This is a genomic window from Amycolatopsis sp. cmx-11-51 (assembly GCF_047608665.1).
Classification (GTDB): Bacteria; Actinomycetota; Actinomycetes; order Mycobacteriales; family Pseudonocardiaceae; genus Amycolatopsis.
In genome coordinates, this window is sequence record NZ_JADNQO010000009.1 from 253,534 (window position 1) to 275,368 (window position 21,835).

Here is a 21,835-nt window from a genome sequence, read left to right on the forward strand (position 1 = left end):
ATGACACGAATGGCTTAATCGTTAGCCTCGGCGAGTAGCCTCGCCAGACCCGCGTACCCGCCCTCCTTCAGCCGCACGCCCGACGTCTTCGCGTACGCGGCGTCGGCGCGGATCCCGAGTCCCTCGACCATCCGGTTCATGAAGTTGAACAAGGCGCAGACGAGGACGGCGTCGTGCAGCGCGGTCTCGTCCCAGCCCGCCGCGAACACGGCTTCGGCGTCGGCGTCGGTCACTTTCGACGGCGTCCGCGTCAGCTTGCCCACGTAGGCCAGCACGGGCTTCATGCGTTCGTCCACGGGCGAGGAGTCTAGATCGGCCAGTGCGGCGGCCAGAAGTCCTTCCGGCACACCGAAAGCCTCCGCGGTGACGGTGTGGACCCCGTGGCAGTACCGGCAATCGTTGACGCCGGAGACGTACGCGGCGATCAGTTCCCGCTCCCCCGCGCCGAACGCCGAGGGCGCCCGCATGATCAGTTCGTGGAAGTCCAGCAGTTTCGACGCCGGGGCGGGGAACTTCTGGAAGACCTGCAGCAGCGTGGCGTCAGTCGGCAAAGACTCGAGATAGGACATCGCTTGTACCACTCCCCTTTTCCGGCGTCCGCCCGTGTTCGGCGAACCTGTCGACGTCGTCGCGGCGCAGCCAGCAGGCCGCCAGGCAGGCGACCGAAGCCGGTCCCGACCCGGGTACCGTGGCGGTGACCCGCGCGGTGGTCTGTACCCATTCTTTGCGAAGGGAACCGGCCGCCGTCATCTCCGGACCCGCCGCGATCAGCGGGCGGACCGCACGCCAGCGGGTGATCCCGGCTTCGATCAGCGCGTCGATGTCCAGGGCGAGCGCGTCGTGCCGGGCCTGGTCCACGGCCAGTGCGACCAGTGCGGGCTCGTCGGCGATCCGCGCGAGCCCGACACCGGCGAGCAGGCGCTCGGCGTCCAAACCCATCAGGATCACGCCCGCCTCGGTCGACGGGTCGTCGTCGACCGAGGGCAGGGTGAACCGGGAGTCGTAGGGCTCAGACACGGGCGACGTCCTTCGCGGCGCGCAGCGGGGCGTCCCGCCGCAGGTTTTCGGCGACGGCGGCCGCGACCCGTGCGGTGGCGACGCGGTGACCGTCGATGTTGCGAGCGGCCGGGCCCAAGGCCATCCCCGCGGCCGCGCCGACGGCGAAGACCCGGGGGGCGCCGACGTAGGCGAACGTGCGCTCGTCCAGCCGAGGCCAGCCGCCGCGTTCCAGGACGGCCTCGTCGGGCATCAGGCCGTCGCCGATCGACGGTGTCGTGCCCAGTGCCAAGACGGCGTGATCGACCGTGACCGCCGAGCCGTCTTCGAGGTGGAGGCCCACGCCCGGCGTCACCTTCGTGATCGCCTTGCCGCGATGCACGACCAGCCGCCCTTCGGCTTCGGCCGCTTCGAGTATCGGCCTGAACTCGAACATGATCGACGCGCGGCGGAACCGGCCCATCAGTTCGAGCCGGTCGGACCAGCTCACGCCGTCGAAGCGAGCACGGCCTTCGGGACGGAAGAACGACGAGTTGACGTCGGCGCACTGGTACCGCTCGCCCGCTTCACGGACGACCCAGTGCACCTCTCGGCCTTGGGCGAGACCGTTGGTGATCAGATGCGCGGCGGTCAGGCCGGCACCGACGACGGCGAGCCGCTTTCCGCCGCTGGGAACGGGTTCGTCCCAGTAGCTCACGCCACGCGGCGGATAACCGCCGCCCCACCAGGGGTCCGGTGCGGACCGGCGCTCCTCGCCGAGGCACAGCACCGCGTGGCGCGCGGTGACGGAGAACCGGTCGGCGCGCACGGTGACGGCTTGCGACGTCGGCAGCACCTCGCGGACCGAACCGCGCCAGGTCCGTTCCGTGACGTGGTGGCTCGCGGCCAGATGCGTGCAGTAGGCCTCGAAGACGTCGACGGGGACGACCGAGCGATGCCCGGCCTGGGCCATCCGGATCTCCCGGCGCTCCACCGGGGTCAGCACCGACCAGTGCAGCCGGGCGAAGTCCAGCAGTTCGCAGTCGCGGTAGCCCTCGACGCCGGGGTGGTGTTCGTACGGCGATCGCAGCACGCGCTGGCCGAGCAGGTCGACACGGTCGAAGAACCGGCCACAGGGGCGGCCGTCGCGGTCGACGACGACGATGTCGCGCACGCCGTGGTGCCACAGCGCGGAGGCGACCGCGAGCCCGGCGGGGCCGGCACCGACGATGACGACGTCGGCGCCGCGCGGCGGTTCGGGGGTGGTGGCCGCGCGGGTGGCGGGCAGGACCGGCCACTCCCGGCCGCGCGGCGATTCGAGCAGATGGGGTCCCGGAACGAAGGTGATCACCGGGACACTCAGCCGATCACGGTCACCGGGACGATCAGCTCGATCACGGGACGCTGCTTCATCCCGTTGCTGATCAGTTCGTCCAGTGTCTGCTGGGACCGCTCGGCGGTGTCGGTCGCGATCGGGCTGTAGCGGGAGTAGGAGTAGGTCGGCTTCCGGCCGCCCGCGTCCAGCGAGTACACCTTCAGCACGGCCTCACCGGGGCGGACCTCGCCGTCGTAGAAGGTGAGGCGGCGCAGGTCCGGCGTCATGAAGGACTTCGAGAACTGGCGGGAAAGCACGAGGGTGTCGGCGTCGTCGACGAAGGTCGAGTCCTCGTCGGTGACGACCTGCATCGCGACCCAGGTCTTGTCGGTCAGGTTGGTCTCGGATTTGATCACCTGCCAGCGGCCCGGCTCCGGCAGGTTGACGCTGACGGAGACGTCGTGGTCGGTGGTGTCGATCGCGCCGGAGATCATCAGCACCCGGCGACGGACGTCGGCGACGCCTGCCATCTGAATGTCACGCGCACGTACCCGCGTGGAAACGTCCAGTCCCGCGAATTCAGGTGACGACATCTTTCCTGCCTCCAGACCTCGATAACCACAATTTTCATACGGCAGAATTTCTTAATCCGCAGACAACCGAAGAATTTCATGCCGAAGTGGAAGATGTCAAGATGAGGAACACATGATCCACTACTGCGAAAGACTGCCGGTACAAGTGCCGGGACTGGGCCGTTCGGCGGCATGGAGCCTGGTCTTCTCGGGCTCACCCACCTGCTTACCAGGTCAGGAGCCGTCGGAGTCCTCAGCCCAGACCGCGGCGGGCGTACCCTGCTCCAGTGCGCCGATATAGACGATCTCGAACGAGGAATCGGCGCTACAGAGCCCTATTCTGATGACGAGGTCGTGTTTCACCAGAATAATGAACTGATGCGGATCCCGGCCATCTCCGAAAATGTCGTAGATGAGGAAAGCGGATCCGTCGGCTACCGCGAAGAGAGCTTCGTAGATAACATTGCGGTCGGCCTGCGGGGCGTTGATCGCCCATTCTTCCAGCACCTGCAAACCCGACGTGAGCTGGAGGCGCATAGCCATCCGAAGGCCTCCTCGAGGTCTCGCCGGGTCACGGGGAATCTTCATTCTCCCGCGCGCGATACCCGGTGGTCTTCTTTGTTCTTGCTGTCTCTGCTGGTCGTGGCTCATGGCGCTAGTTGTAGCCAAGGACGATGTGGTCGGCCGGGGGCTCCTTTTCGGCGCTCCGCCTCGGTTCCCAGGCGGTGGCCGTCTCCTCGGTCCCGGTGATCCCGCGCGGGTCGAAATCATCGGCCACGACCCAAATTCGCATCTGTGCCGTCATGACGTTCCTCCCGGCCTTCGATGAAGAGCTCACTTGACAACCAAGGATGGACCCGTCCGGTCGGAAGCCGATCGTGGTGTGCTCGAGGACCGCTGAAGATCCGCATGAGCAGATAACAAGTCGCCGATGAGGGGGTACCGGTGATGCCCTGGGGATACCTGAAAACCCTAGGAGTACGCCATGACCGAGCGCCTCGACCCGTACGAGATCTACGCCGACGACGAACTGGACATCGACCTGCTGGGCCTGTCATGGCCCGATCCGGCCGTCCCCGAGCAACGGGACCGGCCGTGAGCGCGGCACAAAGAGGACGACACGCGTGAGCAGACGGCGAACTCGCGTGATCAGACGGACAACTCACCAGTTGTCCGTCTGATCACGCGAGTTCGCCGTCCCATCACGCGTGTCGTCCGTCCGATCACGCGAGGTGCGGGTTTCAGCGCAGGGCGGAGGTACGCCAGGTCGCCGGAGCGGGTGGGGACCAGGCTGAACACGCGGGTGCGGGCGGCGGGGGTGCCGCCGCCGCGAGCGCGGTGACGACGGCGACGAGCGCCGCCAGTTCGGCGTCTTCCGGGTCCCCCCGCAGGACCCGGAAGACCGGTGCGGTGTCCTTTTCGGACGGTGACATGGTCCTCCCCTCAGATCGGGTGGTTGCCGTGCTTGCGCTGAGGCGCCGCCTTCCGCTTGTCCTGCAGCATGTCCAGCGCCCTGGCGACGGCGGAGCGGGTGTCCGCCGGGTCGATGATGTCGTCCACGAGGCCCCGTTCGGCGGCGTATTGCGGGTTCATGAACTCCGCGGTGTACTCCCCGACCAGGTGGGCGCGCAGCGTGTCCGGGTCCGCCGCGGCCGCGAGGTCCTTGCGGAACAGCACGTTCACCGCGCCCTCGGCACCCATCACGGCGATCTGGTTGGTCGGCCAGGCCAGTGACAAGTCGGTCCCGATGGACCGCGAGTCCATCACGATGTACGCGCCGCCGTAGGCCTTGCGCAGGATGACCTGGATCCTCGGCACGGTCGCCTCGCAGTAGGCGTGCAGCAGTTGCGCGCCGTGCCGGATGATCCCGGAGTGCTCCTGCTCGACGCCGGGCAGGAAGCCGGGGACGTCCACGAGGGTCACCAGCGGGATGCCGAACGCGTCGCAGAACCGCACGAACCGCGCCGCCTTCTGCGACGCCGGGCCGTCGAGCACGCCGGCGAACACCACCGGCTGGTTGCCGACCAGGCCGACCACGCGTCCGTCGACCCGCGCGAGCGCGCACAGTACGTTCTGCGCCCACCGCTCGTGCAGCTCGAAGAACTCGCCGTCGTCGGCCAGTTCCGCGAAGACGTCCCGCATGTCGTAGGGCTTGTTCGGCTCCACGGGGACGAGCTCGGCGAACCGCGGCCGCCGGTCCTTGCCCGCGTCCTGCGACGGCTCGCGCGGTGCGGGCTCCAGGTAGTTCGACGGCAGCAGCGACACCAGGTAGCGGACGTCGGCTAGGCAGGTCTCCTCGTCGTCGTGCACCACGGTCGCCACGCCGGACGACGCGCCGTGCACGTCCGCGCCACCCAGTTCGTCGTGGCTGACGCGTTCCCCGGTCACGGTTTCGACGACGTCCGGCCCGGTCAGGTACATCCGGGCGGTGTCGCGCACCATGAAGACGAAATCCGCGAGCGCGGGCGAATACGCCGCCCCGCCCGCGCACGGCCCCAGCACCACGCTGATCTGCGGGATGACGCCGGACGCCTCGACCTGACGGCGGAAGATGCCGCCGTAGCCGTTGAGCGCCATGACGCCTTCCTGGATCCGCGCTCCCCCGCTGTCGTTGAGCCCGATCAACGGCGAACCGGTGGAGATCGCCAGGTCCATCACCTTGTGGATCTTCGCCGCGTGCGCCTCGCCGAGCGACCCGCCGAAGACGGTGAAGTCCTGCGCGTAGACGAACACCCGCCGTCCGTCGATGGTGCCCGAACCGGCGACGACGCCGTCGGTGTACGGCCGGTTCTCCGCCAGCCCGAGCCCGCTCGCCTGATGCCGCCGGTACAGCTCGACCTCGGTGAAGGAATCGGGGTCCAGCAGCAGATCCAGCCGCTCACGCGCGGTGTGCTTGCCGAGCGAGTGCTGCCGCCGGACGCCGTCGAGCCGTCCGTCGACGATGTGCTCACGCAATTCGTCACGCTGGCCACGCAACAGCGGCATCGTCGGTTTGGGAGTCACCCAGACCGGTTCGGCGCCGCGGGCGAGCGGGATCACCTGCCCGTCGGTCGCCCTCGGGATCCGGTGGTGCCGCAGCCGGTCTTCCGGCAGCGGCACCACCTCGGAGTCCTCCGTGCGCTGAGCGCCCGGATCGCCTTGCAGGGTCACGCCGCCTCCTTCATCCGCGCCTCACGCTCGAGCTCGTCCAGTTCGATCTCGCGCACGATGTCGCGCCAGCACACCCCCCGCCCGAGCCGAGGCATCGTGGTCACCACGGGCGGCCGCTCGGGCGAGAGGGCCGGGGCAGGCGTGGCGGATTCGTTGGTGGTCATGACAATTCCTCTCTCTCAGGCCGACGCTCGCACGCGGCCGTCGATCTGGTGGTAGCCGCCGCCGTAGAAGACCAGCGAGTCCTGCGCGGTGCCGCGGCTGGAAGCGACCACCTTGCCAAGGAAGATCGAGTGGTCACCGCCTTCGTAGACCTCGGCCAGTTCGCATTCCAGCCACGCCAGAGCGCCGCCGAGCAGCGGGGCGCCGGTCTGCGGCCCGGCCGTCCAGTCCACCGAGTCGAACTGCGCGAGCCCAGCCGGACGGCGCCAGTCGGCGAAGTACTTCGCCAGTTCCTTCTGGTCCGACGCCAGCACTGTCACCGCGTAGGAGCCGGCCGTCACGATCGCTTCGTGCATCCGGGCCGCGCGGGAAACGCAGCACAGCACCATCGGCGGTTCGAGCGACACGGAGGTGACGGCGTTGGCGGTCATCCCGTGGGCCCGTTCGCCCCCGGCGGTCAGCACGGTGACCCCGGTGGCGAACTGGCCCATCACCTCCCGCAACCCGGCCTGCGCGGACAACCGGCGCCGCGTCGCGGGCGTCGGCAGGCGTTTCAGCACCGGCCGCGAAGGCTCCGGAGATCCCACCGCGGGGTCCACAGCGCCCACGTCACTCCCCCTTGCCGTCGACCGCGTACGGGGCCAGCGCCTCACGCAGCTGCTCCGGGACCCGGCTGGGCACCGTCGCCGTGTTGGGCCCGCGCATGCACGCGATCCGCTGCCGTCCCCGCGCGACCAGCCGCTCACCTTCGTCGGTGAGGTGGACGTAGTCGAAGGTGAACTGGATCTGGGTCTGGGTCAGCTCCTCCAGCCGCAGCCGGATGGACAGCTCGTCGAACGCGGTGATCTCCGCGAAGAACTCGCAGTCGACCTTGAGCGTGAACAGCTTGAGGTCGTGGCGGACCTCCGCGAGTACCGCGGGTGCCTTGTCCTTCAGGAACATCTCGCGGCACCGGCCCTGCCAGCGCACGTAGTTCACGTAGTAGACGTTGCCCACCAGGTTGGTCTCTTCGAATCCGACCGTATGGAGGATCTCGTAGTAGTCGGCCATGTCAGTCTTCCTCTCCCTGGAGCACCGCGAAGACGACGGGATCGGTCCGGTCGTTGACGGTCGTCGCCCAGGTGGCGATGCGGGCGTTACCGTGGGAAAGCACCGCCCAGCCGTCCGGGTCGACCCGGTGCACGGTGAGCGCCTGTGTCATGTCGCCGGTCTTGCGCACACATTCCAGCGCGCTCCAGACCCGGGTGTGCGCGACCGAAAGCGGCTCGCGGGCGTCGGCGGCGAGCAGTTCGCCCACCGAAAGCAGGTCCTCGCCGAGCAGGCCTGCCCAGTCCTCCGGCGTCCGTTCGATCGCCGTCTCGACGTCGCACGCGATCCGGCCGGTGCCGGCGATCGCCAGGGTCAGGTCGGCGCTGTGGGACGCGCTCACCTCGACGCCGTCGGCCTCCGGTTTCCCGTCCGGGCGGTAGCGGATCTCGAGCGGGGCGTCGACGGCGCGGCCCGCCGCCAGTGCTGTCTGCGCCCGCCGTTCCGGCGTGGTCTCGACCGGCACACCGATCGGGTCCGGTTCGACGACGATCGCTCGGGACGAGCCGAGCAGCCGTTCCGCCGCACGCTCCAAATAGGACCCGAGCATCGACGGGACCCAAGGCCCTTCACCGTCACGCTTGCGAACCGCGCGCAGTTTCAAGCCTTCCCAGCGTTCGACGAGCTTCCCGTCCGGGTTGCGGACGTCGAGGTCGTAGACGTAGCTGTCGCCGTCCTGCGAACGCTCGCGGGCGTCGAGGAGCACGTATTCCGGGTCCTGCTCGCCGGGTTCGGCGAGGTACAGCCGCTCGATGCCTTGCGGCAGCAGGGTCGCGTCCGGGACACAGCACTGGATCGCGTGCATCATCGCGTCGCGGGTGCCCGGGTCGGCCAGGAGCTGCTCCTGCGGGAGGAACGGCGCGAACCAGTCGACCTCGGCGCCGGTCGCGATCTCCGCGACCGCGTGCCGCGCGCTGGCCCGGCGGTAGCCGGTGACCCGCTGGAACCGCTTGCCCTGGAAGAGAACCGTGCCGTAGAGCTCGGTCGTCGGGTCGACCGGGACCGGCGGCAGCGCGACGTCGCGGACGACGGTCTCGCCGAGCGGATCCGGCCTGCTGAACCGCAGCCGGGCGCGGAAGTGATCGGCGCTGAACCCGGTCTCCCCGCTGCGCAGCACCACGTCCACTGTTTCGGCGTCCCTGGCCAGCGCGGCGAGCCGGATGGTGGTCGACCCGCCCGGCGAGACGATGATCGGGCGCAGGAACTCCACGTCCGAGAACACCGGTGCCGGCAAACTTTCCACGGCCAGCGTGGCCTTGGCGACCTGGGTCATCGCCTCCATGCCGATCACGGCCGGGAACAGCAGCTGACCGTCGAGCAGGTGGTCGGCCAGGTACGGGTCGCTGCCCGCCGACAGGTCGGCCTCGGTGATCAGCTCGACCCCCGGGTAGTGCACCACCGCACGGTCCACGAAGCGGGTCAGCGGCAGTTCGCGCTTCTCCACCGGCAGGGTGGCCAGCCCCGCGGTACGGCCGCAGACGACCAGTACCGACGGGGCGGCCGGATCGACGACGACCTGGCGGAGGATCTCGATGCCCTCCTCGGTCGGGATGGGGGTGATGCCGTCGCGCATCAAGGCGCTGACGACACCGAGCTTTTCGCCCATCCCCGTCCCGGACCAGACCGACCATTCGAGTGCGATCGCCCGCGCCCGGGGGTGCTCACGGCCGAACCGCACGGTCAGTTCCGTCATCCAGTCGTTGGCCGTGGCGTAGTGCGCCTCACCGCGCAGGCCCGCCCGTCCAATGATGCTGCCGAAGGTGACCAGCAGCTTGATCTTGTCCTTGTCCACGGCGTCGAGGACGGCGTGGAGGCCGCCGATCTTCGGCGCCAGCGTCTTGCGGAAGGTCTCCTCGGTCAAGGAGAACAGCGCCGCGGGCTCGTTGCGGCCCGCGCCGTGCAGGACCGCGGTGACCGGGCCGAACTCGGCCTGTATCCGGCCGATGGCGTCCGCCACCTGCTGGGCGGCGGTGACGTCGGCGCGTTCGTAGCGGTAGGTGATGCCCGCCGCCGTCATCCGGCCGAGGTTTTCCGACAGTTCGGCGTCGTCGGCCGGATCGCTCCGGCCGAGCAGTGCCAGTTTCGCGCCGGAGTCCTTGGCCAGCGCCAACGCGCTTTCCGCGGTGATGCCCTTGCCGCCGCCGGTGACGAGCAGGACGTCGTCGGTGCCCAGCGGGGTTCCCTCGGCCTCGGACGGTGCGAGCGCGGCGAGCTTCGGCACCGAGCGGACACCCGCCGAGTCGTAGCGGACTTCGCTGAAGTCGTTCGTCGCCGCGACCTCGGTGACCACTGTGGACACCGCGGCGCCGATCGCTTCGGGGTCGACGGGGTTGACGTCGGCGAGGTCGACGATGGTGGTGCGGGCGGACGGGTCTTCCAGCCGCAGCGTCTTCGCCAGACCGGAAGCGCCGAGGCCGTGCTGCACCACGACGAACCGTGTGCCGTTGGGCGCGGCCAGCACCGCACGGCCCGCGTCCAGGAACAACCCGACGTCACCGGCGTCGCTGTCCTCGTTCAGGCACAGGAGGACACCGTCTCCGACGCCCGCGTTGGCCAGCGCCGCGCGCAACGGCTCGGCCAGGGGGTGACCTTCGGACGCGAACGCCGTCCAGTCGGCGGTGGAGATGCCAGGGGGCAGGTCGGGCGCGGGTCTCGGCGTGACCACGTATTCGACCGCGAACGGCCGGACCCACGGTCCGACGCCGGCGACCTCGGCCTGGTTGCTGTCGGCGGGTTTGGCGGTCTGCGCGAGTTCGTCGATCATCTCGGCGAGTTCACCGAGACAGACGGTCGCGAAGTTCGGCATACCCTCCAGCGCCGGGCGGCCGAGCGCGCGGGTCACGTCGTTGACGAGCTGACCGACGGTGATCGACGAAAGGTGCAGGTCGTCGAGCGGATGTGTGTCGGCGGTGACCGCTTCGAGCGGCAGTTCGACCCGTTCGGAGGCGAGTTTGCGCAGCAGGTCGAGCGTGCTGCTGCCACCGTTTTCCGAGGCCTCCCCCGCCGCGACTTCGGTGGTTTCGGCGACGCGGTCGCGAGCCAGTTCCGCGCCGATGGACGGCGCGGCCTCGCACGGGCTGGCCAGGAAGTTGAAAACACCGTCGACCGGCAGGGACCGGACGATACGGCCCGCGAACAGCGCCGTGGTGTCCAGCGGGGCACCGAAGGCGAACGCGGCACCGGCGACCTTCAGCACCGCGGCCAGCGTCGGGCTGTCGGTGTCGATCGCGAGCACCGGGGTGCCGGGCGCGATCTCGCCGAACAGCCCGGTGAGCACCCGGCCGGGCCCGACCTCGATCACCAGGTCGCTGCGCTCGGCGACCTTCGCGGCCGCCTCACGGAAGCGCACCGGCAGGACCACCTGGTCGCGCAGCAGATCACGCAGGTCCTCGGCGGCGTGCAGGACGTCACCGGTCACAGTGGACACGACGGGCCTGTCGAGCCGTGTGAAGTCGAACGCGGCGAGTTCCCCGGTCAGCGCCTCGGCGGCCGGTTCGACCGCGGGCGAGTGGAACGCGTGCGAAACGTTGATCCGGGTCGCCGTGATGCCCTCGGCGCGGGCCAGCACGACCACCCGTTCGATGGCGTCCGCCGGTCCGGAAAGGACGGTCTGCTCGGGCGCGTTGTATCCGGCGATGACCACGTCCTCGCCGTCGGCGATCCGCTCGACGACGTTCGGTGCGGCCGCGATTCCCGCCATGGCACCGTTTCCGGCGCTCGCTCCGGCCATCACCTTGCCGCGGACCTTGGCCAGTTTGAGGACTTCGCGTTCGGTGAGCGCGCCACCCCAGTGCAGCGCGGTCAGCTCGCCGAGGCTGTGGCCCGCCACCGTCTGCGCTTCGATCCCGAGGCTTTTCAGGACCCGGAGCCCGGCCAGCGAGCCGGTGACGATGCGCGGCTGCGCGACGTCGGTGGCGACCTGGTCGGCGCCAGTGGACAGACCGGCGGCACGGTAGATGTCGTCGGCGTTGGCGAAGCGTTTCCGCACCGCGCCGACCGTGCCCTGCCCGGAACCCTGGCCGGGGAACAGGAAGCCGATCCTCGGCCCCTTGGAGCGCGAGCTCACGAAGATGCCTTCACCGGCGGAGAAGACCTCCGGCTCGCCTTCGCCGAGGAGGTCGAGCAGCTTGGACAGCTTGCGCTCGGCGTCCTCCGGGTTGGTCGCGACGACCGCCGCCCGCACCGGCTTTCCGGACAGTTCCGTGGAAAGCGTGCCGGCGAGGTCCGCCAGTTCCGCGAGCGAAAGCTTCGGGACTACTTCCAGCAGTCCGGTCACCTGACCGCGTAACGACGCGGCGTCGTCGGCGTCGAGCAGCAGCAGCTCGCTGTCCTGCCGTCCGGCGACCAGTGACCGGGTCTTCTCGTCGAGTTCCTTGCGCCGGGCGGCACCCGGCGCCTCCGTGACGGTGACGTGCGAGTTGATCCCGCCGAAACCCATCGCGGAAACACCCGCGCGGACGGGGTGATCCGGAGGCCACAACCCGGCCTCGGCCGGGACGTACATCCGCGCGGAGTCACCGACCAGCGACTCGTGCGGTTCGAAGTGGCCGGTCGCGGGCGGGATGACCTGGTGGTAGACCGCCAGTGTCGCCTTGATCAGCCCGGCGACACCGGCGGCGGCCTTGGTGTGCCCGATGTTGCCCTTGATCGTGCTCAGCGCGGCACGGTCGGCGAGCGGATCGGCGTCGCGGCGAGCGGTGGAGAGCGCCTCGATCTCGGTAGCGTCGCCCAACGCGGTCCCGGTGCCGTGCCCCTCGAAATAGGAGACGGTCTCGACGCCGTAGCCGGCCTTGTCGTAGGCCCGCTTCAGCGCCAGCCGGTGCCCCGACGCCTCAGGCCGCGTGATGCCGCCCTTGCCGTCGGACGAGACACCCCAGCCACCGATGGAGGCGTAGATCCGCTTGCCCTGCGCGATGGCGTCGTCCTCGCGCATCAGCACGAGCATGCCGGACCCTTCACCGGGCCAGAAACCGTTGGAGTCGGCGTCGTAGACCTTCATCTCGCGCTTGGCGAGCGCGCCGGTCTTGGCGAACCCGATCACCTCGAAGGGGTCGATCGACAAGTCGACACCGCCCGCGACGGCGACGTCGAGATCACCCTCGCACAGCGCGTTCGCCGCGGTGACAACGGAAAGCAGCGACGAGGAGCAGGCACCGTCCACAGTGAACCCGCCGCCGCCGAAGTCGAAGAAGTTGCAGACGCGGCCGGCGATCGTGTTCGCCAGCCCGCCCGCGAGCGAATCCTCGTCGATCTCGGGGAACGGCGCCTTGTACTGTGACTCGAGGTCGTGGAGGAACTCGGCGGTGTCGCCCTCGGCCCAGCCTCGCTCGGCGAGCGCCGCCGCGACCGTGCGGCGCACGTACGGCCACCGCAGCCGCATGATGTTGGCCCGCGAGAACTCGCCGGTGAGACTGTTGCCGATGACCACACCGGTGGCGGGCCTCGGCAGCCCGTCACCCTCCGGGAATCCCGCGTCCGCCAAGGCCTGCGCGGCGACGTCGAGGGCGAGCCAGTGTGTGGTGTCGGTGGACCGGAACGTGCTGCCCGCGACCTTGTACTTGATCCGGTCGAACTCGTAGTCGCGGAGGACCGCGGCCTTCTGGGCGTAGAAACGGTCCGGAGCCCCTGCGTCTGGCGAGTAGTAGTCCTCGCGGTTCATCCGCTCGTCGGGCAGTCTCCGGAACGCCCGGCGGCCGGCGAGGACGTTCTCCCACAGTTCATCCGGGGAACCGGCGTCCGGGTATCGGAGACCGATACCGACAATCGAAATCCGCTCAACGCTCATGCCACCGCACTCCCCTAGCTCTCAACCACTCAAGTCATGGAATCCGGTTCCGGCACCGGTCTCTGTTCCCAGGAACACGGGCGCCGTCCGCATCTGCAGTCCGGTCAAGCATGAACCGGGGCAGGTAGCGGAGTCTTCTCTCATGTTGTTGAAGGCCTGAATGGACAGGACTTCATGGTCTGACCAAGTACATGAAGCCACGCAAGTAGCCGACTACTTGCGGTATCAGGCGGCCTTTCGGATCGAGGTGAGCGACACGCGGTGAGCAGCGGCGACGAAACTCGCCCACCCCACCAGCTCGATCAGTTCTCGATCGTCCAAACCCGCACTGGCCACCAAGGTGTCATCGACCTGATAGGGCGCTTTCGCGACCACCAAAGCCAAGCGAGTCACGGGATCATCGACGGTGTCCACCCAGGACCGACTCAGCCCCGGCGGCACTCCGTCCCAAGTGGACAAAGTACGGCGCACGGTATTCCGTACGGCAGGAGAGATCCCCACCGAAGCGAAAGCCGATTCAGCACGCGAGAAGGCATCCTCGACGACCGGATTGCCCGCGGCCCACGAGAAAACTCGCGAACCCGCGGGTAGGAGATCCAGGGAAAGTCCCGGCGAAGCGTCCTCCACGGGACGAAGGAACCGACCCAGCACAGCCTTGGCCCGAGAACGCGCGGAATCCGGCACGGAAGAAGGCAGTGGCGACGGCCCGAGGAACACGCTCACCACCCGGTTCAGGTAATGGAACGTGAACGCGACCGCGGTCAGCTCCGCTCGAGCCGCCGCCGACAAGGCGCCGTCGAGAGGATCCGGCACCGCCTCACCCGCCGCGATCGCCGAAGCCACCGAGGACCGCCCGAGCGAATCCAGCGCCATCCCGTGCACTTCGACACAGTACGGACACGAGTTCGCCTGCGACACCAGGGAAGCGACCACCTCCCGGTCCGCCCGGCTCGTCTCCCCCGCCGCCACCAGCGATTCCCGCAGCATCGTCCAAGTGGCCGCGAGAACCGTCGGTGACGGCGAATGCAGGGCGACCGGCGGGGCCAGCATGCCGAAGTCCCGTTCGAGCTGGCGGTAGACGTCGCGCACGAGCCCGGACGCCCGGCCGAACGAGATCGGCCGGACGTAACGGACCTCGCGTGACACCCGCCGCAGCGCGAATCTCACCAGCGTCGGCGCCATGATCAGCCGGTCACCACGGGAAGCCTGCTGACCGCCCGCCGTCCGGTGATGGAACCGTCCGGAGCCGGAGCGCCGTAGGAGACGTCGACGCCGCGTGCCTGCAGCGCCCGCACGATCCCCGGCACCGACCGTTCGGCCAGCGCCGCGATCGTCATCGCCGGGTTCACCGTCAGCGCGCCCGGCACGGAGGCGCTGTCGGTCACGAAGATCCCGGGGTGGTTGCGGAGTTCGTGGTTCGGGTGCAGTGCCGAGGTCTCCGGGTCGTCACCGATCCGGCACGACGCCAGCGGGTGCACGGTGTACGCGCCGACGACGTCGTTCGTCCACGGCGCGACCTTCGCCAGGCCGTCCTTCTCCAGGATCTCCTTGCACTCCGCGTCGGCCAGCGACCAGCCGTGCAGGGTGTTCGGTGTCGGGTCGTACTTCAGCGGGCCGCGGCCGAGCATCTGCTGCGAGATGCGGTAGGCGTTGCCGGTGGGCGGTGGCGCGCCGAAGACGCCCTCGTTGTCGTCCTCGGTCATCAAGAAAATCGTCAGCCAGGAGGCCCACTGCTTGAGGATCTCCTTCTTCTGCGCCCCGAACCAGCGCGGTTCGTCACCGTCGGGCACCTGCGCGAGGATCGTGCCGAGCCCGGGCGGGAAGTACAGCTGCTCCAAGGAGTACCGCTCGTACTCGGGCAGCGAACCGTCGAGCTTGTCCCAGTTCGCCACGGTCGGGCCCTTGCCGATGTGGTTGGCCTCGTAGACCTTGCCGTCCTCACGGGACAGTCCGAGCACCTCGCGGACCCGCTCCTCGTTGATGATCGCGGTGTTGAGCCGCTCACCGTTGCCCGAGAAGTACCGGCCGACCGCGTGCGGCATGGTGCCCAGCGCGGACTCCGAACGCTGCAGGATCACCGGTGTCGCTCCGGCGCCGGCCGCGATGATGACGACCTTCGCGTCGATCGTTCCGCTGTCGGTCTGCACGCGGTAGTCGGAGTCGTCGACGATGGTGAAGTGGACGCGGTAGTCGCCGTCGTCGATCCGCTCGATCCGCTGGACCTCGTGCAGTGGCCGGATCTGCGCGCCGTGCGCCAGCGCGCCGGGGAGGTAGTTGGTCAGCAGCGAGCGTTTCGCGTCGAACCGGCAGCCCGCCATCATGAAGTTGCAGTTCACGCACCGGTCGTTGTCCACCGCGACCGGCGCCGGGTTGGCGGTACGACCGGAGTGGTCGCAGAACGCCGCCCACAGCCCGCCCGCGTACGAGACGTCGTTCCAGTCCTGTTTGGACACCGGAAGTGAATCCGAAACCCGGTCGTACCAGGGTTCCAGCGTGTCCCGCGTCAGCACCGAGGGCCACATGCGACGCCCGATGCTGCCGTGGCGCTCGAAGACGAACTTCGGCGCCCTCGGCATCGCGGCGAAGTACACCACGCTGCCGCCGCCGACGCAGTTGCCGCCCAGCACGCTCATCCCGTCACCGACGACGAAGTCGAACGCCCTGGTGTATGAGGAGCCGAGCAGGTAGTCGTGCTCGAACTCCTGCGCTTCCAGCCACGGCCCGCGTTCCAGCACGGTGACCTTCGCCCCACCCGCGGCCAGGTGGTACGCGGGGATCGAGCCGCCGAACCCGCTGCCGACGATGACGACGTCGGTCTTGTCGTAAGCGTTCATGCCTTCTCCTCGTAATGGGCCGCTTTGCGTCGCATGAACGGGCACTGTTCTGATGATTCGCTCGCGGGCTCGCTCATGCGGGGCTCCCGGAAGGCGTGGTGTCAGGGTGGAGCCGCGCCAGTTCGCGGCGGTAGGAGAACTTCGGGAACCGCCACAGGCCGTCTTCGTCCGGCGCGGTGTATCCCATCGCGAGGAGGCCTGGGTGGCCCTCGGCGATGGCTTCGGCGGTGTGCTTGTGCGCCGCGCAGTCGAAGGACATGTTGCAGAACAGGGCGAGGCTGACCCAGCCGTCCTTCTCCGGATGCCCCGGCGCGGTCAGGGACTTCACCAGCGCCGTCCTGTCCTCGAAGGACAGTGCGACGAACGTCGGCAGCGTCTCGTCCAGTGTGAGGTCGTTTTCCTTGGCGTAGACCTTCGCGTGATCGTTGAGGGACTGTGCCAAATAGGGAAGTCCGACGGTCACCCCGGTCGCCTCGGTGTGCAGCAGTTCGAGCGCGCCCGCCACGACCGCGCCCGGCCCCGGCGCGGCGCCGGCGATCGCGTGATCCTCGGGGAAACGCTTCTCCCCGGGAAGGATCGTGTCGGCGTAGGCCTCCAAAGTGGACACCTTGACCTGTTCGTCCGGATCCACGGCGCCTACCTCCTGTTCCTGGTGTGCACGGTCATCGGCAGCCCGCCGCGCACCCGGAGCGACAGCATCGCCTCGGGAACCACGTCGTAGCCAGGGAGCTTCCTGAGCTCGAGGTCCCGCAGGACCATCGTCAGCACGAAGACGGCCTCCATCACACCGAGGCTGTTGCCGATGCAGAACCGCGGCCCGGCGCCGAACGGGATGTAGGCGTACCGGGGACGGCCGCTCGGCCGGTCCGGATCGAACCGGTCCGGGTCGAACTTCTCCGGCTCCGGCCAGAAGTCCGGGTGCCGGTGCAGCGTGTAGGGCACGACGACGACGTCGGACCCGGCGGGGATGTGGTAGCCGCCGATCTCGTCGTCGGCCTGCGCGACCCGCGGCAGCAGCCACACCGGCGGATACAGCCGCATGACCTCCTCGACAACCCTCGCCGTGTACCGCAACCGGTGCAGATCCTCATAAGTGGGCACCTGGTCGCCCAGCACCGAATCGGCCTCGGCGCGGAGTTTCGCCGCGACGTCGGGATGCTCGTCGAGCAGGTGGAACGCCCAGCCCAGCGTGCTCGCCGTCGTCTCGTGCCCGGCCAGCAGCAGGGTGATCAGCTCGTCCCGCATCTGCTCGCGGGTCCCGTCGGTCGCGATCAGGCGAGACAGGACGTCTTCGCCGTTCTCGACCGGGTTCGCGAACCGCTCCTCGACGAGTTCCTCGGCGATGCGGCGGAGGTCGTCCCGCGATTCCCGGAACCGCAGTTGCTTCTTCAGCGGAGCCCACTGCGGGACCATGCTCAGCGTCACCGCTTCGAACATCGCCTGGTCCTGCACGGCCTCGAAGGAGTGGCCCAGCGAGGTGAACTCGCCGAGATCCGCGTCGAGCAGTGTCTTGCCGAGCACACCGAGGGTCAGTCCGGTCATCTCGTGCAGAATCTCGATCGGCCCGCCTGTGTCCCGCAAGCGTTTCACGAGACCTTCGACCTCGTTCGCGACGACCGAGGCCTGCCGCGCGATCCGCTTGGGCTGGAACACCGGCTGGATCGTGCGGCGCTGTTTCTTCCAGACCTCGCCGTCGCTGGTGAGCAGCCCGTCGCCGAGCGCCCGCCGTGCCTCCTGGAGGCCGATTCCCTTGTGATAGTTGGCCGCGTTGTCCGCGAGCACGTGTTTCGCCAGATCGGGGTGGTTCACCAGGTACATCGTCTTCGGACCGATCGCGATCCGGACGACGTCCCCATGTGCCTCCGCCGAGTCCGACATGAGCGCCAGCCGGTCGGTGAAAAGCTTCTTCAGCAGACCGAAGGTCGCTCGGCGCGGCGGCCCGGGGGGCGCGAGACGCGCCCCCCGGGTGATTTCCGCACTGGAGGTCATGCCGCCACGGCCCCGGTTTCTTCGGTTTCCGGCTTCCCGGCAGGCTTGGGCAGGGTCGTGACCTCGGCCGTCTTCGCCTGCTCAGCCTCCCACATCGCGGTGGCTTTCTGCGAGAAGTGCAGGCCCCACAGGAACAGGCCGCGGATCAGGCAGACCAGGGCGGTGGCGAGGAACAGGCCGTACGCCACGTGGACCACCATGAAGAACCCGTAGGCGATCGCCACACCCGAACCGAACAGGATCTGCGACGCGGGCTTCGACGGGGTCGTGCCGGGGTCGGTGACCATGTAGTTCGTGTAGAGCACGAACGCCACCCCGGTCATCATCCCGAGCGCGCCGGGGATCGCGGTGTCGAACACCAGACCTCGGATGATCGCCTGGAGCGCGAAGGTGATGAGCCACGCGCCGATCAGCCACATCCGCTGGGTCAGCATGGCGTTGAGCACGGTGCCCGACACCATGATGATGCCGACGATCAGCCAGCCGACCCACGAGTCGACCTGCTCGGTGAAGTGGTAGGGCGGCGCGATGCTCGCCCAGGGGAACACCAGCAGGATGATCGTGATGCCGAAGTTCGACGGGTTCATGTAGTGGCGGAGCCTGCCGCGCACCGGGGCCTGGAGGACCCACTTGGCGCCGACGGCGACCACCACGCCGAAGATCATCACGAGAACCTGGTCGTTGACGTAGGTCAGCATGTTGAGCGCGAGACCGGTGATGTGCGCCGGGAACAGGAACTCCACCAGTCCCTTGAAACCGTTGCCGCGGAAGCGAACGTCGCGGCCCTGTACACGCGCCCCGATGATCTCCAGCAGGATTTCCGTGGTGTAGGCGGTGCCGAGGGCGATGAACGGATAGACCCACGGCTGCTCGAAACCGAGCACGGTGTAGCCGATGATGTTGAAGACCGTGATCGAAATCGCGAACCGGCGAAGGGCCGTGATCGTCTTGTTGCTCTTCGGTGCGGCGATTGTCTGCTCTGCCATGACGACTACTTCCCCTTCACCTGGGAGCCGAGCTGGAGCGTGTGGCTACCGGGGGCCAGCTGGATCTCCTGCGTGCGAATCTGCCCGGTCAGGTCGCGCCACTGCACGCAGACCTTCACCGGCCCGGTGACCTTGCCGAGTCCGATCTGCACTTCGTGGCTGCGCTTGCCGGAGTGGCCGCTGCCGCCGTCGACGCGGTCGATGTACTTCTTGCCGTCGGGGGTGATGACGGTGACCTGTGCGCCGATCGCCGCCGTGCCGCCCGCCTTCAGCGCCCCGGCCGCGGCCGGGATGTCGTGGAGCAGCCTCAGGTTCAGGTACGAACCGGTGTCGGCACTGACGTTGCGGTAGAAGATCGGCTGCTCCCACTGGCGGGCCACGGCGAAGTCGAGCTTGCCGTCACCGTCGGCGTCACCGGTGGCGATACCACGGGTGGGCACCGGGACCGCGAGACCGAGGCGCGGGGCCAGGTCGGTGTAGCGGCCGTCGGGGCTCTTGGCCCAGAAGTGCAGGGTGTGGTCGCCGCCGACGTCGTCACCGGCGACCATGTTCGGCCAGAAGTACGGGTGCTTCAGCAGTTCGTCGTTGGACGTCGCCAGTTCCTGCAACTGCGGCCAGCGGTTGACGTCACCCTTGACGAAACCGGTCGCCTGGGTGATCACCGATTCGCCGCTGTTGTTGTAGTCGGCGATCTTGACGTCCCAGCCCCAGCCGGACCATGCGGTGCCCGCCTGTGCGCTGCGGTCGACCCACGGTGCCTCGCCGCCCTGGAGACGGCCACGCAGGTCCGCGGTGTCCTTGGCGGTGTTCATGAACTGGAAGTGGCTTTCCTCGATGCCCCACGACGTCGTGATGTTGCTGACGTACATGTCGTAGAGACCGTCGTGGTTCAGGTCGCCGAAGTCGACGCCCATGCCCTTGAAGGAGTCGTTGCCGACCACTTTGGACTTCGGATCGGTGGCGCCGCGGACGCCCTTGACCTCGGCGAATTCGACGTGACCGGGGCGGGACTTGTTGTACAGCAGGCGGTCGTGGCCGAAATCGTTGCCGATGTAGAGCTCCGGCAGGTTGTCGCCGTCGACGTCGGTGGCGCTGGCCGCGAGCGACCAGCCGCCCTGTGCGTCGGCGGGGATGGCCTTGTCGTCGAGGGCGAAGGTCGCGCTCGGCTTGGCGCCCTGGGTGGCGCCGGTGAACCGCAGGATGTACTTGCCACCCGCGTTGTCGGCGTGCGACATCGACTTGTTCATCTCGACCCCGCCCTCGACGCGATCGTCCAGCACCGCGCTGTCGGGGAAGTAGTTGCCGATGAAGATGTCCTGGTGGCCGTCGCCGTCGAAGTCACCGACCGAGGCGGCGTTGGTGTTCCACAGTGGACCGGAGTACTCGCCGTTCTTGGAGTTGTTGCCCGGCACCAGTTCCACCGGCTCGTAGGCCTTCGGCTCGAGCTTCGTGGCACCCGGCTTCGCCAGGAAGGTGATCGGCGTGCGGCCCCAGTAGTAGGCCAGCAGGTCGACCCGGCCGTCCTCGTTGAAGTCGCCCGGCACACAGCCCATCGGGGCGATGTACTTGCCCATCGGCAGCGGCGCCGCGTCGAGCGCGAACGGCGCGTACCGATCGCCGCCCTTGCCCGGCGTGGGGGTGACGACCACCTGGTCGCTGCGCGGGTCGACGAAGCACAGGTCGTTGGCCAGCTTGTCGCCGTCGAGGTCGTTGACCGCGATCGCGGCGCCGACCGACGAGATCCAGGCGCGGATGTGCTCGTATTCCTTGTTCACCGTCCGGATCGACTGGCTCTTCGCCGCCTCCGGCAGGGCGATCGTCAGCGGCTCGAACGCGTACTTCGAAGCCATGGTGTCGGCGTCGGCGGTCGAGACCGTTGGCAGCTGTGCCACCACGAACAGTCCCGCCATCAGCAACAGCGCCACGATGCCCGCAAGCTGCTTGCGGAGCCAGCCCAAGGTCGCGGTCATTTACCTGCACCTCCAGAGAGAATCGCTTCGGCGATGCGCCGTCGCCAGGTCTCGAAATGCGGGAGCTCACCGTCGACGACCACGGCGGGGCGAACTTCCTGGGTGATGGCCGCGGCGCGCTCGGCCGGCAGCCCGCAGATCGCCTGGGTGGCGACTTCGGTCTCGGGGATCAGCAGCCCGGCGCGAACGCGGGCTTCGGCGGCGAAAGCACTGCCCTGGGCCAGGTTCCCGCGGTGTTCACCGGCGAACTCGGCCAGCTTCAGCAGTTCGTCGCCAGTGACACCGCACGCGTAGGTCGAGGCGAGCCCGATCCCGGCGTAGAGGTCTCCGTGGCGCTGCTTCGGGAATCTCGCGATGGTGTCGGTGACCAGATCGACGTCGGTGCCGCAGATGAACCACAGCGCCCGGCCGATGCCCTGGTCGATCGCCCGCAACGAGTAACCGTTGTTGCCCGCGGGCCAGGTGAAGTTCGGGTCCTGGAACTGGCCGTCGATGTACTTGGCGGTCTTGAAGTAGGCCTGGTGGAACCCGTACCCGTCGAGCACCAGCCAGCGCAGCAACGGGTCGAAGTCCTCGGCGGAGGGCCAGCGGAAGCGGGGCAGCCGCGCCATCGCCCAGCCGACGCCGACGTAGATGATGTAGTCGTGCTTCTCACCCGGACCGTCGAGGAAGTCCGCGATATGCCCGCGGCCTCCCCCCGGCAGGCCGTCCAGCATTCCGTAGCCCATTCCTGCGCCTTCGTAGGCGAAGCCACGGAATTTGACCGGAATTCGCCTCAGCCATTCTTCCGCCTGCTCGACAGAACGCGCTTCCACCGCGTTCGCGTAACCGAGGAGGAACTTCTCCCCGACGGTCTCCAGCAATTCTTGAGCGGCTGGGCTCTTCTTGTGGAAACCCCGCTTGTCCAGCGACGTCTCGGAGACATCCGGCGTGATCATGCGACGTCTGAACGTGCGCCAACCATTGCCCAACGCACTCTCCCCCTAACGGGTGGATTTGAATTTTGCGGAC

Annotated in this window: 19 protein-coding genes; all 19 read right to left on the reverse strand. The window is 68.5% G+C overall.

The window, feature by feature from the left end; genetic code table 11:
• Window positions 1-14: 14 nt before the first annotated feature.
• The 19 genes from ACM6LU_RS27615 to ACM6LU_RS27705 all read right to left on the reverse strand — a co-directional run bounded on the left by ACM6LU_RS27615 (window position 15) and on the right by ACM6LU_RS27705 (window position 21,795).
• Window positions 15-569, reverse strand: coding sequence for a carboxymuconolactone decarboxylase family protein (locus ACM6LU_RS27615; protein WP_414940667.1), 555 nt, complete (start codon window positions 567-569; stop codon window positions 15-17).
• Entirely contained in the window at window positions 541-1,017 is a 477-nt protein-coding gene (locus tag ACM6LU_RS27620) for a DUF6187 family protein (protein ID WP_414940668.1), read from the reverse strand. The genes ACM6LU_RS27615 and ACM6LU_RS27620 overlap by 29 nt, the downstream gene beginning before the upstream one ends.
• Window positions 1,010-2,326: an FAD-dependent oxidoreductase gene (locus ACM6LU_RS27625; RefSeq protein ID WP_414940669.1), complete on the reverse strand. Its 1,317-nt coding sequence runs from the start codon at window positions 2,324-2,326 to the stop codon at window positions 1,010-1,012. The genes ACM6LU_RS27620 and ACM6LU_RS27625 overlap by 8 nt, the downstream gene beginning before the upstream one ends.
• An 8-nt stretch (window positions 2,327-2,334) precedes the next feature.
• Complete coding sequence (locus tag ACM6LU_RS27630; protein ID WP_414940711.1) at window positions 2,335-2,820, reverse strand: DUF6423 family protein; 486 nt, start codon at window positions 2,818-2,820, stop codon at window positions 2,335-2,337.
• 276 nt (window positions 2,821-3,096) lie between these two features.
• Window positions 3,097-3,405, reverse strand: a complete 309-nt coding sequence (locus tag ACM6LU_RS27635) for a DUF6235 family protein (protein ID WP_414940670.1) — start codon at window positions 3,403-3,405, stop codon at window positions 3,097-3,099.
• 112 nt (window positions 3,406-3,517) lie between these two features.
• The gene (locus ACM6LU_RS27640) at window positions 3,518-3,667 is read right to left on the reverse strand and encodes a hypothetical protein (RefSeq protein WP_414940671.1); all 150 of its coding nucleotides are present in this window, start codon (window positions 3,665-3,667) and stop codon (window positions 3,518-3,520) included.
• A 436-nt stretch (window positions 3,668-4,103) separates the two neighbouring features.
• Entirely contained in the window at window positions 4,104-4,295 is a 192-nt protein-coding gene (locus ACM6LU_RS27645) for an acyl-CoA carboxylase epsilon subunit (protein WP_414940672.1), read from the reverse strand.
• A gap of 10 nt (window positions 4,296-4,305) precedes the next feature.
• Complete coding sequence (locus ACM6LU_RS27650; RefSeq protein ID WP_414940673.1) at window positions 4,306-6,012, reverse strand: acyl-CoA carboxylase subunit beta; 1,707 nt, start codon at window positions 6,010-6,012, stop codon at window positions 4,306-4,308.
• A complete protein-coding gene (locus ACM6LU_RS27655) occupies window positions 6,009-6,176 on the reverse strand; it encodes a DUF6222 family protein (protein WP_414940674.1) in 168 nt (55 codons plus the stop codon). The genes ACM6LU_RS27650 and ACM6LU_RS27655 overlap by 4 nt, the downstream gene beginning before the upstream one ends.
• A gap of 15 nt (window positions 6,177-6,191) precedes the next feature.
• The gene (locus ACM6LU_RS27660) at window positions 6,192-6,761 is read right to left on the reverse strand and encodes a flavin reductase family protein (protein ID WP_414940712.1); all 570 of its coding nucleotides are present in this window, start codon (window positions 6,759-6,761) and stop codon (window positions 6,192-6,194) included.
• Between the two features lie 22 nt (window positions 6,762-6,783).
• Window positions 6,784-7,224 (reverse strand): acyl-CoA thioesterase, encoded by a 441-nt coding sequence (locus ACM6LU_RS27665; RefSeq protein WP_414940675.1) that lies wholly within the window; start codon window positions 7,222-7,224, stop codon window positions 6,784-6,786.
• Window position 7,225: 1 nt separating this feature from the next.
• Window positions 7,226-13,045: an SDR family NAD(P)-dependent oxidoreductase gene (locus ACM6LU_RS27670; protein ID WP_414940676.1), complete on the reverse strand. Its 5,820-nt coding sequence runs from the start codon at window positions 13,043-13,045 to the stop codon at window positions 7,226-7,228.
• 225 nt (window positions 13,046-13,270) lie between these two features.
• The gene (locus ACM6LU_RS27675) at window positions 13,271-14,227 is read right to left on the reverse strand and encodes a carboxymuconolactone decarboxylase family protein (RefSeq protein ID WP_414940677.1); all 957 of its coding nucleotides are present in this window, start codon (window positions 14,225-14,227) and stop codon (window positions 13,271-13,273) included.
• Between the two features lie 2 nt (window positions 14,228-14,229).
• Window positions 14,230-15,879 (reverse strand): GMC family oxidoreductase N-terminal domain-containing protein, encoded by a 1,650-nt coding sequence (locus tag ACM6LU_RS27680; protein WP_414940678.1) that lies wholly within the window; start codon window positions 15,877-15,879, stop codon window positions 14,230-14,232.
• Between the two features lie 73 nt (window positions 15,880-15,952).
• Window positions 15,953-16,510, reverse strand: coding sequence for a DUF5987 family protein (locus tag ACM6LU_RS27685; protein ID WP_414940679.1), 558 nt, complete (start codon window positions 16,508-16,510; stop codon window positions 15,953-15,955).
• Window positions 16,511-16,515: 5 nt separating this feature from the next.
• Complete coding sequence (locus tag ACM6LU_RS27690) at window positions 16,516-17,868, reverse strand: cytochrome P450 (RefSeq protein WP_414940680.1); 1,353 nt, start codon at window positions 17,866-17,868, stop codon at window positions 16,516-16,518.
• The gene (locus ACM6LU_RS27695; protein WP_414940681.1) at window positions 17,865-18,854 is read right to left on the reverse strand and encodes an enediyne biosynthesis protein; all 990 of its coding nucleotides are present in this window, start codon (window positions 18,852-18,854) and stop codon (window positions 17,865-17,867) included. The genes ACM6LU_RS27690 and ACM6LU_RS27695 overlap by 4 nt, the downstream gene beginning before the upstream one ends.
• Before the next feature lie 5 nt (window positions 18,855-18,859).
• A complete protein-coding gene (locus tag ACM6LU_RS27700) occupies window positions 18,860-20,824 on the reverse strand; it encodes a CRTAC1 family protein (protein WP_414940682.1) in 1,965 nt (654 codons plus the stop codon).
• Window positions 20,821-21,795 (reverse strand): DUF1702 family protein, encoded by a 975-nt coding sequence (locus tag ACM6LU_RS27705; protein WP_414940683.1) that lies wholly within the window; start codon window positions 21,793-21,795, stop codon window positions 20,821-20,823. Before ACM6LU_RS27705 ends, ACM6LU_RS27700 begins: the two co-directional genes overlap by 4 nt.
• Window positions 21,796-21,835: the final 40 nt, after the last annotated feature.